The following is a 13,066-nucleotide window of genomic DNA, read 5'->3' as shown; positions in this document are numbered from 1 at the left end:
GCTAGCCCCAGCTTTTGCGGATGAACTTCGCGCCTTCTTTCGCGACGTGTTCTTCGCTGGGGGCCATGCGGCGCCAGATACAGGTGGCGGCGGCGAGTTCGGGCAGGCAGAGGCCGAAGGCCTCGATCACGAGCCAGTCGTCGTAGCCGATATCTTTGAGCGCCTTGAAAACGCCCGCGTAATCGACGTGGTCCTCGCCGGGGGTGGCGCGATCGTTAGCGGAGACATGCACGTGGTTGATCGCCTTGCCGCTCGCGCGGATTGCGGCAGGGACGTTCTTCTCTTCGATGTTCGAGTGGAACGTGTCAAAGAGGAAGCCGGCATTCGTTTTTCCGATCGCCTTCACCAACTCGGTCGAGTCCGCACAGGAGTTGATGAAATACGTCTCGAACCGGTTCAGCGGTTCGATGGACACCGGGAAATCTTTTGCGTAATCGCAGAGCGCCTGCAAGCCCGCGACGCACCAGTCCCATTCCTGCCGGTTGCGGCCGCGGCCGACGAGTTTGCCGACGGGCGAGCACAACGGCCCCGCGATCTTCTCCGCGCCGAGGGTGTGGCACGCGTCGACGCACTGTTTGAAGAACGTCAACGCGGCGGCGCGCTCGCCTGCGTCTTCGCTGATGAAGTTGGTGCCGGGTGCGGGCACGGAGACAACGGTGCTGGCGAGACCTTCGCCGTCGAGCACGTTCTTCAATTCCGCCCAGTCGGAACCGGTCGCGTTGAACATCGGCAGTTCGACACCGTCGAACCCCCATGACTTGATCTGTTTGAATAGCGGATAGTGTTCTTTGCCGGCGGCGCCGGTCCAGAGCAACAGATTCATTCCAAGCTTCATGGCAGTGCACCCCTCTCGCGTGGCATTCCCAAATAGGAATTTGGGAACGAGTCAAAAGGGAGGGTAGCACACGGGTGAAGCTTTTGCCACAATGCCGCGCATGCGGAACATCGAACTGAAAGCGCGGCTCCGCGACATCCGGAATGCGCGACAAACCTGCAAAGCCATCGGCGCGGAGCGTCACGGGGTAATTAAGCAAACCGACTTCTATTTCCGAGTGTCTTCGGGAAGGCTCAAGCTGCGCGACAACGAGCCGGGAGATATGGAACTCATCTACTACCATCGCGACGACACCGAGGAAAGCAAGGCTAGTGACTACGAGATCGTTGCGGGGTCGCTTGAATTGTTGGGCATACTGGTGGAGGCGTTGGGCTTGCGCCTCGTCGTGCGCAAGAAACGCGAATTGTGGCTTTGGCACAACGTCCGAATTCACCTCGATTCGGTGGATCGGCTGGGCACTTTTGCCGAGTTCGAAGCTGTGTTGGATGGCGATTATGACGACGCCGATGGGCACGCGAAGATCGCGCGGTTGCGCGATGCGTTCGGGATTGGCGACGAGGACCTGATTGCGTGCAGCTATGTCGAGTTGTTGGAAGGGCAAAATGGTTGAATGAGAGTTATAGGAGCAACGCAATATTTCGACGCTGGTCATTGGGTTATTCAGCGCAATCGCACGGCGCCGGAATTCACCAGTGACCGCAACAACGTTGCCGCGCCGCATTGGTTCGATGTCGCTTCAGTGTCGAAGACGTGATCGCGAATGTACTTTCCGCTTTCGTAGTGGTTTGAGAAGCTCCAGAGGTACGGGGAGTTGATTTTGTATTTTCGGTAGCCGAATCCGTTGTAGGCTTCCCACTGGTACAGCGTGCCGGACACGCTCCAGTCACCCCATTGGTCGAGCTTCATGTAGCGCAACGCGTCTCGGGCGCTCGTTTCCCATGTGAACGGCGGCTCGCCATCGGTGGGACGCCCCGGCGGAACGCGCTTTGTGCGCGCGCCGAGCGGATCGCCGTTGTGCAGGTGCCGGTCGAACGCAAAGCCGGATTCGAGCCCGTGTATCGCGCCGATAAACCACCACGGGATATCGAGCGCGCCGCCGACCTCGTCGTAGCGCCGTTGATGCTCCGACATTTTCTTCGCGTACCAGTTCACTTTATCGACCTTGTCCGGGCGCACCACGCAGGTGTCGAAGAGTGCTTCGTACTCGTCGCGGCGGTCCGGCGCGACGCGGCCAACGGGCGGCTCCGACGACGGGTTCGACGAGCCGGACCGATCGTGCGGTGGAACCGCGGAGTCGTCCGCGACGACATCGGGATCGTCGTCTCGCGGAGCTTGCGCGGCATCTTCCGGAAACGCTTCGCGTGCGGCGCGCACGAGCATACGGCGGGCTTCTTCGGCGGTATCGCGCAGCCCTTCGAGTTCGAGTGGCGCGATGGATTCATCGGCGCCGCCCGCAAGATTGCGCAGAGTACTCGCGAGCGCGTTGAGTTCCGCGGCGCGTTGCGCAAGGTTCTTGATTCCAGTGGCCGAGTACGCACGGTGCAGGCGGAGCAGTGCGCCGCGCGCGCGTTCGCGATCCGCGTGGGATGCGCCGGGCGCGTGCATCAGGACTGTCAGATGGTGCAGGGCGCCGGCGTAGAGCACGGCAAGATCGCCTTCGAATCGCGTTGGCATAGATTTCGATTCCTATTAGTTCGCAGATGAATTGATCGCGGTGTGGGTTGGCTGGCCGGCGCCGGGCAACAGTGCGGCGCTCCGATTGCTGCGAATGTCGTCGCGCAGATGACGGGCGCCGGCATCCACTTCGCGCCCGGCCGCGATCGCGTCGCTGTTGGCGGTCCCGTCGCCGGACTTCGACAGCACGTCGAAGTACCGGCGCGTGTCATCGAGTAACCGCACATACGACGACAACTGCCTGTGGTAGTTCGTCAGTCCCTCGATAGAGGCGTCGCGCTCCGCGCACAGCCCGCGCAGCACGCGAATGTGTTCTTCGATGCGCGATTGAACGTCGCCGTCGTATGGTCGCGCGCCGATGGGGAGCGGACGAAGCACTGCGTTCGGCGACACCACCAATCGAAGCGCGGCGAGTTCGGTTTCCGCTTGTGCGCGGCGCAGGGCAAGGTCCGAGCCGGCCATGGGCGGGGCAAATCCACTCGAGATGTGCTCGATTTCAGAAAGAATTGTGAGCTGTTTGAATTCGATCTCGGTGATAGCAGCGCCTACAAGACCGACGCGGACGCGGTAGAAGTCCGTTGTGGCGTCGGCGAAATTCTGGAGGATCGCGTCGATGATTGGCCGGCCTTTGGTTACCGCATCCGCGAACTCGTGCCGGTTCCGCGCGCTTGCGATCATTTGCAGGAGCGATTCGACGAGTTCGGATGCGGCATACGGCGATGCGCCGAGGCCGAGCGCGTCGATCAATTTCGACGCCGATGCGGCGCGCCCGGCGAGCCCTTCGTTGTTCGCGCCGTGCACGCGGTCCAGGAGCAGCGCGTTGTACTCCGACACTGCGAGGAGCGCATTGTGAAAGCCAACGATCGCGGGGTCGGGTTCCTCGATGGCCAGTGCGGCGGCGGGATCGAAGAGGATCGGATAGGAGGCGGGAGGGCCGGCCGCGAGACGTTCCTGCGCGCTAACCGCATCGAGCGCAGTCGAGTAGTCGCTCAACAGTTCCTCGGTTACGGCAGCGACTTCGCTGAATGCGTCCGCATACCGAGTCGTTTCCTGGGCGGGCAAATGTGCGCAGCCGCACGTTACGAGAAGAATCAGCATGGCGGGCACGGCGAGCCCGGGCAGGGCGATTCGCCGCGGCAAACGTTTGCGCCGGCTTCGTGCGTTTTCGATTCCGTGGTTGTTCATGAGGTCCTCGCAGCGATGTACAGAAAAGCTTCCTAATTCCTTGCCCAGCGTGTTGCACTGATCGGGGGTCTCCGGGCGAAGAATCGCGTACGATTAGGTGACGTCAGGAGGGACGGCTTCGCCGAAGCGTGATTAAAATTGGCGGAGGCCAAGGGACCTAAAAGACCAAAAGGACCAGGAGGTTATATGCGATGCAGGGGACGCGGTTTTTGACCGACGTTGGCGTTAGGCTGTGATCATGCTGTCTAGCGTCGCGCTTGCGGTTGTGGGAGTAGCCACTGCGTTTGGCGTGTGGCCGATGCATGTCATCGACCAGTCGTCGAAAGGCGCGGACGGGGTGCGGCTTTCCAAGCCGGATGAAAGCGGGCGTTTTGAAATCGCGACGGGCTGGGAGGAAGGCGGGGATGTTCGCGTGGTTACGAAGCCAGACGTAGGCGCGATCAGAGAGCCGTGGCCTTCGTTGTCCGTTGGAAACGTGGAGAGCCCCGAAGATGCGGTGCAAATCGACCTGGACGCGGACGGCTGGCTCGATGTCGTGTCGTGCACGGAAGGAAAGAACCAATCCGTGTATGTGCATTGGAACCCCGGCCCGATTTCGTTAGCCCCCACGCCCGGTCTGAATTCGATCGTAACGCATTGGAAGCCGCGGGCAGTACCCGCGCTTGAGAAAAAGGCCGCGTGGATGTTCTGCGTTCCCTTGTCTATCACGAACGGCGCGCGGCCGGACCTTGTGATCGGCGCAAAGGACCCGAACGGGCAGATCGGATGGCTGGAGACGAAGGGCACGTCGCGACGCACCGATTCGTGGAAGTGGCACAAGCTGCGCACGGCGGGCTGGGTGATGTCGCTCGTCGCGGAAGACATGGACGGCGACGGCGATCAGGACATTCTGTTTTCGGATCGAAAGGGTCCGGCAACGGGCGTGTACTGGCTGGAGCGAACGGACGATGTGAACGTGTGGCCGGAGCATGAGATCGGCGCGCGTGGGCGCGAGGTCATGTTCATCACAACCGGCGACATCGATGGAGACGGCGACCGTGACGTTGCCGCCGCAGTGAAGCCGCGGGACATCATCGTCTTCCTGCGGGAGGATGTGCAGGGGACGAAATGGCGCGCGGAGACGATTACCTTTTCCGACGCGTTCGGCACGAGCAAGGCGGTGTGCATCGCGGACATCGACAACGACGGGTTGCAGGATTTGGCGGTGACCTGCGAGCAGGCGGACACGGCCTCCGGCGTGTTTTGGCTGTCGCGCGCCGCGGACGGCAAGTGGAACGAACACGATATCGCGGGCGCGCCGGGAATCAAGTATGACCTGATCGTGCCGTACGATCTCGACGGGGACGGGGACCTGGACCTGATTACTTGCGAGGAACGCGAGATCAACGCCGTGATCTGGTACGAGAACCCGACGGTGCCGCACGGCGCGGGCGAGTAGCGTTTCGATGGGCGGAGAGGACGTAGTGGGAATTGTGAGAGTAATGGGAAGTATGGAACGGAACCGTTCGATCTGCAGCCGAGTCTCGCCCGATCACGCGCCGAATAGTTGACAAGATTGGTGCGTGCGGAGGACGATTAAGCTGACATGTTGGGTCCAATCCGAAACGTCTTCCACCGGCGCATCGCGCGCACTATCTTTTCTCTTCTCGCGTTCATGTGCGTTTGCGCCCACGCGCAAGTCCCCTCCGATCCGTCCGTGCTTTGGGAACAGGCCACCATTTACCGCGACGAATGGGGTGTGCCGCACGTTCAGGCGGACAATTTTCTCGCGATGAGTTTTGCCTTCGGATATGCGCAGGCGGAGGACCACATCGAGGGCATGCTCCGCGCGTACCGCGTGGCGAACGGGCGCGCGGCGGAAGTGTACGGCGAGGAGTACGCGCTGTCGGACGAGTTCTCGCTGAAGATGGGGTACGCGGACCTCGCGCTCGCGGTGTATCCGTACGCGGACGCTATCACGCGCGACTTGTGCAACGGGTTTGCGCTCGGCGTAAACGCCTGGATCATCGAGCATCCCGGCCAGACGCCGGAATGGGCCGAAGGCGTCCGGCCCGAGGACATCCTTGCGCTGATGCATTGTTACCTCATGAGTTTCGCGCCATTCGATCTTCCAGGTTCCTTTGCGCGGCCCGCGGCGTCGAACACGGGAAACGCCTGGGCCATCGCACCTTCACGCACAACCAACGGCGACACGATTCTGGTGATGAACCCGCATACGGATTATCGCGGGCCGTTCCAATGGTACGAAGCGCAACTGACCTGCGGCGGATTTAACATTTACGGCGCGACACTGTTCGGCCTGCCGGTCATTGTGCAGGGACACAACGGTCTGCTCGGCTGGTCGCTCACACCGAACATGTCCGACTTCGCCGATGTGTACATGGAACCGCGAGGAGGTGGCGCGGCCGCGCGCAATCCCGCGGACCCGACTGGACCGCAGGGTGGCGCCTTAGTCTCGCCGGACACGCTGCGGTATCTGCAAACGGTGATGAACGCGAAGCGCTATTTCGTGCGAACTCCCGCGGGCATGGAAGAGCGGCAGGTGCCGTATCTCGATACGCCGTACGGCCCCGTCGTTGGGCGGTACAACAACCGCACCTGCAGCTACTTCATCGGCGGGTTCCGCGATTTTGGCGCGATTCGCCAATTGCACCTCATGGCAAGCGCGACGGACTATCAGCAGTTCCGGGCGGCGCTGAACGAGCAGCAACTGCCGACGTTTCACATTGTCTACGCGGACCACGCGGGCAATCTTTTGTACCTCTACAACAGCAAAGTTGGCGCGAAAAACACGCCGCCGCCCGCACGCGATCAGATACTTGCGAACCGGCAGCAGAACACGAACGCGCCCTTGAACATCATCTCGTGGGACGCGCCGGTACCCGCGAACGATACGCGGTTCGCGTGGGGCCCCATCGTGCGGATCGATCAACTGCCGCTGATCGAGAACCCGAAGAGCGGCTATGTTCAGGCCTGCGGCAATCCGCCCTGGACGGCTACGGACGGATCGGGCGTCGACCCAAACCAGTATCCGCCGTGGCTCGTTCACGATCCCGACACGTTCCGCGCGCGGCGCGTGCGTCGATTGCTGTCGATGGGAGCGCGCTCGTATCAGGACGCGCAGGCGATGGTCTACGACGTGCTGGTGCCGGGCGCGATGTTCGCGATGCCGAAACTTCTCGATGCGGCCGACAAGAAGGCCGATCTGCTCGCGAGCGCCCACCCGGACCTCGCGCCGTGCCTCGATATTCTGCGCAATTGGAACTATGTCGCGGAGCCGTCAAGCGAAGGCATGACCGTTTTTCACGTGTGGTGGAACGCGTTGTGCACGCTTGCGGGCGGCGCAAACGAATTCGCCGTGTGGGAAGCAATTGACGGCAACTCGGATCAGATTCAGGCGCTCGCGTTGCAGGCGGCGGACGAAGCGGCGCGGATGATGCGCAGTGAATTCGAGACGCTGAACAAGCCGTGGGGCGATGCGCACGTGTTCAAACGCGGCGAGCGCACGTTGCCGGCGCCGGGAAGCGTTTCGGGGCAGCCCTTGTTTGTCGCTTCCGATGCGCTGTTCGAAGACGGCACGTGGAACGTGACCTACGGATATGGGTTCGCGATGGCGGTGTCGTTCGGCGCGCGCACGGAGGCGGCGACGATGGTGCCGTTCGGCGCGTCGGAAGACCCGGTATCGCCGCATTACGACGACCAGATGAAACTGATCCAGGATCGGCGCCTGAAGCCGACCCGGTTCGAGCCGGAGGAAGTGCGCCGGCTGGCGTCATCCGCGTACGGGTCCGTGGTGCGCGTTTCGCCGCCGGGAATGGAATCGGAATTCACCATCCGCGCGCAGGGCCCGGTTACGGTGACAACGAAGATCGATACGCGCCCGATCACGGAGATTCCCGAGGGACTCGCGACATTCACCGTGTATGCGCAGATCGATCAGCAACCTGAGGATGTCGACAGCGAAATCGAGATGAAGATATACGTTCCGGAGGAAGTGTGCGCGCAATCGAACCTCGGTCAACTCGCGATATACGGATACGACAACGCGCAGGGGTGGGCCCCCCTGCAAGCCCAGGAACTCATCGCCGATGCGCGTGTCATTGCCGCGCGCGATCGGCGTCCGCGCACATATGCGGTGCTCGGGCCGGCGGTGTCGCGCATCAAGGTGAATCCGTTTGCGCGGCAGCTCGTCGCGCTGGCCGTGCCGGACGCCAAGCCGCTCATCGCGAAAGCGGAAACCGAATTGCCGCCACCGCAGTCCGCCGCCGCGCCGCCACCTTCGCCGCGGGACATGATCGCCGCGCCCATAGTATCTTCGCCCGCGCCGGTGTCACCGCCTGCGCAGACAACGCCGGCAGAAGCAGCGCCCGTCACGCCAACTCCGTCAGAATCGGCGCCAACGGACCCAAATGCGCAGCAACGCGAAGAGCCGGCGCAGACCCCCGCACCCGCGCCGCTGGTGGACAGCAATCCCCCGATGAATACTGAATCGGAAGCGCAGGCCGAACCGGCGGTGGGCTCGAAACGCACGATGCCGGTGATGCAATACGGTCTGCCCACGGCGCCCGTTGCGCAAAAAGGCGCAAAAGAGGGCGCGCTGGCATGGGGACAAAAGTTGCAGTTGCGCCCGCCGGGCATCGAGGGGCTGGTGCTCGTGTCGGCGAAAAAGCAGGTGGGCGCGCGGCTCGTGGTGTTGCCCGAACCGGACCAGCCGCTCCCGGCCGGTCTTGCCGCGTACACGAAGTTTGTGCGCGTGGACGTGCAGGCGGATGGCACGCCCGTCGAGTTGACGGTCCACCTGAGGCCGGCGGCCGAGTCGGTTGCTGCGAGCGGACTTGCCGCGCTCAAACTGTACGCGTTCGATCCCGCCGGCGGCTGGGAGAAGCTCTCCGATCAGTCCTGCGACGACGCCAAGCGCGATTTCAAGGGAAAAGATGCCTCTGCGCGCACCTATGCCGTGCTGGGACCCGCGGAACTCGTGCAGAAGCAAGCCTCCGCACGTTGAGCGACTGCGCACGCAGTGCTAGACTAACGTACCCTAACTACAAACCGGGGGACGGCCCATGTCGCGCCGCCTGGAAAGGATTACCGATCGAATGATTCTGACGAAGTACATCACGAAAACCTGTATTCTGCCGGCGATGTCCGCGACGTCGAAGGCAGATGCCCTTAAAGAGTTGACGCATTTACTGTTCGACAAGCGCAAGTTCGACGGCGTGGGCGCGGCGTTGGACCAGATTCTGGCGCGCGAGACTACCGAAAGCACCGGTATTGGCCGCGGCATCGCCGTGCCGCACGCGCGGGTGACCGGCATGAAACAGCTCGCGTGCGCCGTCGGGCGCGTTCCCACCGGATTGGATTTCAAGGCAGTCGATCGCCAGCCGGTCCAAATCATCTTCCTCATTTGCTACCCGCCGTCAGAGCAGACCTCGTACCTCAATTTTGTGGCGACCGTCGCGAAACTGCTGAGCGACAAGACCCAGCTCAAGGCGATGCTCGACGCAAAGACTTCCGACGACATGTTCGATCAACTCGAGGCGGCGTCGGCCACGTTTACGGAGACGCACGAGCAAACGGTGAAGAAGCTCAAGGCCGATCCCGCGATCAAAAAGACGCCCGACGGCCACGCGGATTTGATGCTGCTCGCCCGGCTTCAACTGTGCCAGGAGATGCTGCAGACCGCGCGCACGGGCAAGGCGGAAGTGAAGGAGCGCATCGACAACATCCGTTCGCTCGTCGAGCCGCGGATTCTCAATCATTACGACAAGCTGGCAAAGAGCCGCCCGCCCGCGCTGGTGCCCGTCGAGGGCGATACCTGCCAGGGCTGCTTCATGCGGCTGCCGTCGAAGTTCGTGCAACAGGTGCGCCAGGACCCCGCGCACATCCACACGTGTTTGAATTGCGCTCGGTTTATCTACGTCGTGTGACGGAAAGGCGCCGCCGAACATGATCAGCGAAAAGTACGAGCAACTCGCCAAGCGCGTCGCATTGTTCAACGGTCTTGACGCCGAGGACGTCGCGAAGATTTTCTCGAAGGGCATGACCATGGAGGTCGAGAAGGGCAACGTGCTCTTCTATCAAGGCACGACCGGCAACCAGATGTACGTCGTTCTGGGCGGGCGCATCGATCTCTTCGACGGCAAGAAGCACCTCACGTCAATGAGGACCGGCGACCTGTTCGGCGAGATGGCGGTGATCATGAACGAGCCGCGCACCGCCTCCGCCGTTGCCGGCGAGACCAGCCGCGTATTCGTGTTGAGCGAGACCGTGTTCGAAAAGTTGATGACGAAGAAGGCGGCGATCCGCATCCTGCTCAACATCATCGGGGTGATGGCGCGGCGCATCCGCGATATGAATGCAAAGCTCGCGGAAGCGCGCGCGGAACTCGCCAAGACCGTTGTGATGACCGAGAATTCAGAACAAAGCGGGAGCTAGTCCTTTTCCGGGGCACGCACATTCGTGAGCACCGAACTCACCCGCCGCGAAGCGCTGATGGCTGGCGCCGGCGGTGTGCTCGCCGCGGCGCCTTCGACGCAACCCCGCCGCGAACCGATGTCTGTCCCGCCTTTGGCGCCACGCGTGGAAGAAACCTTCGCGCTCGTTGGGCCGCTGGTTACCGAACTGCTCGCGCGGTCGGGCACGCCGGGGCTGTCCCTTGCAATCATTCGCAATCGTGAGATTGCCTATGCAAAGGGCTTCGGTCTGGCAAACGTCGCGACGAATTCGCCCGTAACTCCGGAGACCGTTTTTCAAGCGGCATCGCTCACGAAACCGGTGTTTACCTACGCCGCGCTTAAGCTGTGCGATAGCGGGCGGATGGGGCTCGACACGCCGCTCGTCACGTACATTCCGCATGCGCGCGTGTCGCGCGAACCGCGCGCGCATCGCATCACCCCGCGCATGGTAATGGCGCACACGAGCGGCCTGCCCAACTTCGGCAGTAAGCGGCCGCTCAGAATGGATTTCGATCCCGGCGCGCACTTTGCCTACTCGGGCGAAGCGTTCAACGTATTGCAGGAAGCGGTCGAGGCACAAAGCGAACAGCCGCTGAACACGCTGCTGACGGATGCCATCATCAAACCGTTCGGGCTGTCGGACAGCGCGCTTACATGGATCGATGCCTTCGATACGTCCGCGGCAATCGGCTATGAGTGGGACGGCGCGCCGGTGAAATCGCCGAGCAGGCCGTCTGAGGCGATGGCCGCGTCGTCTCTGCACACGACGGCGCGCGACTACGCGGCGTTTATGTTGGCGTCGCTCGGCCACGCGAAGCGCGGACCGGAACACCTCGAATACGCGACCGAACGCATCATGTTGAGCCCGCAGGTGCATTTGTCCGGCCCGCTCGCATGGGGCCTCGGCTGGGCGCTGCTGCTGCGTGACGAGGGCGATATTCACTGGCACATCGGCGACAGCCGCGGCTACATGAGCTATGCGGCGATGTGCCGCGCGACGGGCGATGGCGTCGCGATCTTCACGAACAGCCGGCACGGGCTGCGCGTTTGCCACGCGGTCGCCAAGGAACTGCTCGACGAGCAGGACGAGATTTTCCAGTGGGTGTACGACGTGTTTTACGAGGGCAAGCTGCCGGAATGGCAGGCCGTCTAGCGCCCCATTGCGGCAACCGCGCGATAGCGATAGTAACGCTGCCCGCAGTATAGTACCTACAGGTGCGCAACCGGAGCCGCACGGATGGATTTACTTGTCACTTGTGCTTGCGGACACGAGATGACCGTGTCCGAATACGCCGCGGGGATGACGGCGCCCTGTCCCAAGTGCGGGCAGCCACTCACTGTGTCGCCGCAAAACTCGAAACCGGTTGCGCGTACACCGGCGGCGCCAATCGATCAAGCGGGCGCGGCGCAACCCAACGCGCAAGTTGGTGCTCCTGAACCCGGCCTTCACTACACGCCGTTGCAGACCGCGTCGCTGAAGACGCACTGCGCACGGTGCGGGCGCGAATTCCGCGGCGACTGGGACCGTCACCCGACCGCGTCGGGGCTTGTCTGCAATATTTGCAGAAATTTCGTTGCATCGAGTGCGCAAGCGCTGCAATCCACCGGCTACGTCGCGCCGGTCGACGTTATGAAACTCGATCCCGTCTACGACCCGCGGCCCCAGGAGCCCGTCGAAGTGGAAGAGGTCGAGAAAAGTTGGCGCGAAAAATACATGCCCGATCAGGCCATGATGCAACGCATTGCGATCGGCGCGGCGGTTGCATTCGGACTCTACACCGTTTGGATAATCATTAGCGGCGCATGGGTGGTCGGCCCTTCGCCGGATGAACTCGAACAAGCCGCTGTTATCGCCGAAACGGCCGATGTTCCCAAGCTGCCGATGTGGGCGGGCGTGGCGATGACCGTTTTGAGCACGTGCTCCCTTGCCGTCAGCACGTTCATCGGAATCTACATCTTTCTTACGTTGAGTCACCGGCTGCCGGAAAGCACCTTCCTCGCGAACGCGGTCCAACTGCTCCCTGCTACCGCGATTATCACTGTCGTCTTCTTTTCGGTTTCCGTGCTTGCCGGGCCCATACTCGGAACGATCTTGCTTCTGCTCGTCATCCCGCCGCTTATTTTCATCAATTTCGGGTTCGAATCGCAGGACATCATCAATTTTCCGCTCGGAATCTTCCTGGGCGGCGTGCTGCAAAGCATGGCATACCTGCTCATTTACTGGGTCATCGGGGCGATTGCGCTGTAGCGTACCGCCCGAATCCGTACCGTAGTTGACCCCGTTTCCCGGCGTTTGCTATCCTATTGGGATATGTGGAATGGGGAGGGCCGCGCGTGAATACGTTGCAGTATCCCCTTGGGTCGATCGAGGAGCATGGCCTTTCGGTCGACGTGACGGTGCCTGGTGAAGACCTTCGGCCGCAGGGCGCGAAGGAGTTTCCCGTTGGTCCGGTGACGGTCAGGGGGACGATTTCGCCGGGCGGGCCGGAATACATCTTTTACGGTACGGTTTCGGGGTCGATAACGGCCCCCTGCGACCGGTGCCTGGTGGATACGCAGCAATCGTTTACGTCGGAGGTGACGTGGGCGTTTGTGCATGGCGCACCGGAGCACCACGGGGCCGTGTCCGAAGAAGACGAAGACGACCTTGATGACTTGGACGACGGGGCAGTGGTCCCGTTCGATGGGCAGACGATAGACCTGCTTCCGACGGTCTGGGAAGAGGTCGTGCTGGCGATGCCGGCAAAAGTGTTGTGCAAGGACGATTGCGCGGGGTTGTGCCCGAAGTGCGGCGCGAACCTGAACCGCGAGAACTGCGGGTGCGCCGTCGCGATGGAAGACGGGCGTTTTTCGAGCAAAGGCTTGGCCGGGCTAAAGGACATGCTCCCAAAGCTGAAGGCCCCTCTGGAGGAGTAAC

At 62.2% G+C, this 13,066-nt stretch carries 11 protein-coding genes; 8 read left to right on the top strand and 3 right to left on the bottom strand.

Annotation, left to right across the window (positions count from 1 at the left end; genetic code table 11):
* Nucleotide 1 precedes the first annotated feature (1 nt).
* On the bottom strand, nucleotides 2-835 hold the full coding sequence (locus tag HUU46_02330) for a sugar phosphate isomerase/epimerase (GenBank protein ID NUM52458.1): 834 nt from the start codon (nucleotides 833-835) through the stop codon (nucleotides 2-4).
* Nucleotides 836-926: 91 nt separating this feature from the next.
* On the opposite strand from HUU46_02330, the gene HUU46_02325 reads away from it, so the two are divergent.
* Nucleotides 927-1,445 (top strand): class IV adenylate cyclase, encoded by a 519-nt coding sequence (locus HUU46_02325; protein NUM52457.1) that lies wholly within the window; start codon nucleotides 927-929, stop codon nucleotides 1,443-1,445.
* A gap of 50 nt (nucleotides 1,446-1,495) precedes the next feature.
* Here the strand turns inward: HUU46_02325 and HUU46_02320 are convergent, their stop codons facing one another.
* Entirely contained in the window at nucleotides 1,496-2,509 is a 1,014-nt protein-coding gene (locus HUU46_02320; protein NUM52456.1) for a hypothetical protein, read from the bottom strand.
* A gap of 15 nt (nucleotides 2,510-2,524) precedes the next feature.
* Nucleotides 2,525-3,694: a hypothetical protein gene (locus HUU46_02315; GenBank protein ID NUM52455.1), complete on the bottom strand. Its 1,170-nt coding sequence runs from the start codon at nucleotides 3,692-3,694 to the stop codon at nucleotides 2,525-2,527.
* A gap of 238 nt (nucleotides 3,695-3,932) precedes the next feature.
* Here HUU46_02315 and HUU46_02310 point away from each other — a divergent pair, with 238 nt between their 5' ends.
* The 7 genes from HUU46_02310 to HUU46_02280 all read left to right on the top strand — a co-directional run bounded on the left by HUU46_02310 (nucleotide 3,933) and on the right by HUU46_02280 (nucleotide 13,065).
* Nucleotides 3,933-5,132, top strand: coding sequence for a VCBS repeat-containing protein (locus HUU46_02310; GenBank protein NUM52454.1), 1,200 nt, complete (start codon nucleotides 3,933-3,935; stop codon nucleotides 5,130-5,132).
* A gap of 147 nt (nucleotides 5,133-5,279) precedes the next feature.
* Nucleotides 5,280-8,699: a penicillin acylase family protein gene (locus tag HUU46_02305; GenBank protein NUM52453.1), complete on the top strand. Its 3,420-nt coding sequence runs from the start codon at nucleotides 5,280-5,282 to the stop codon at nucleotides 8,697-8,699.
* A gap of 58 nt (nucleotides 8,700-8,757) precedes the next feature.
* Complete coding sequence (locus HUU46_02300) at nucleotides 8,758-9,621, top strand: PTS sugar transporter subunit IIA (protein ID NUM52452.1); 864 nt, start codon at nucleotides 8,758-8,760, stop codon at nucleotides 9,619-9,621.
* 19 nt (nucleotides 9,622-9,640) lie between these two features.
* Nucleotides 9,641-10,129, top strand: a complete 489-nt coding sequence (locus tag HUU46_02295) for a cyclic nucleotide-binding domain-containing protein (protein ID NUM52451.1) — start codon at nucleotides 9,641-9,643, stop codon at nucleotides 10,127-10,129.
* Nucleotides 10,130-10,153: 24 nt separating this feature from the next.
* On the top strand, nucleotides 10,154-11,302 hold the full coding sequence (locus tag HUU46_02290) for a beta-lactamase family protein (GenBank protein NUM52450.1): 1,149 nt from the start codon (nucleotides 10,154-10,156) through the stop codon (nucleotides 11,300-11,302).
* 126 nt (nucleotides 11,303-11,428) lie between these two features.
* Nucleotides 11,429-12,397, top strand: a complete 969-nt coding sequence (locus HUU46_02285) for a hypothetical protein (GenBank protein NUM52449.1) — start codon at nucleotides 11,429-11,431, stop codon at nucleotides 12,395-12,397.
* A gap of 86 nt (nucleotides 12,398-12,483) precedes the next feature.
* A complete protein-coding gene (locus HUU46_02280) occupies nucleotides 12,484-13,065 on the top strand; it encodes a DUF177 domain-containing protein (protein ID NUM52448.1) in 582 nt (193 codons plus the stop codon).
* Nucleotide 13,066: the final 1 nt, after the last annotated feature.

This window comes from Candidatus Hydrogenedentota bacterium (assembly GCA_013359265.1).
GTDB lineage: Bacteria > Hydrogenedentota > Hydrogenedentia > Hydrogenedentales > SLHB01 > JABWCD01.
This window is presented reverse-complemented; position numbering and strand designations above follow the sequence as displayed.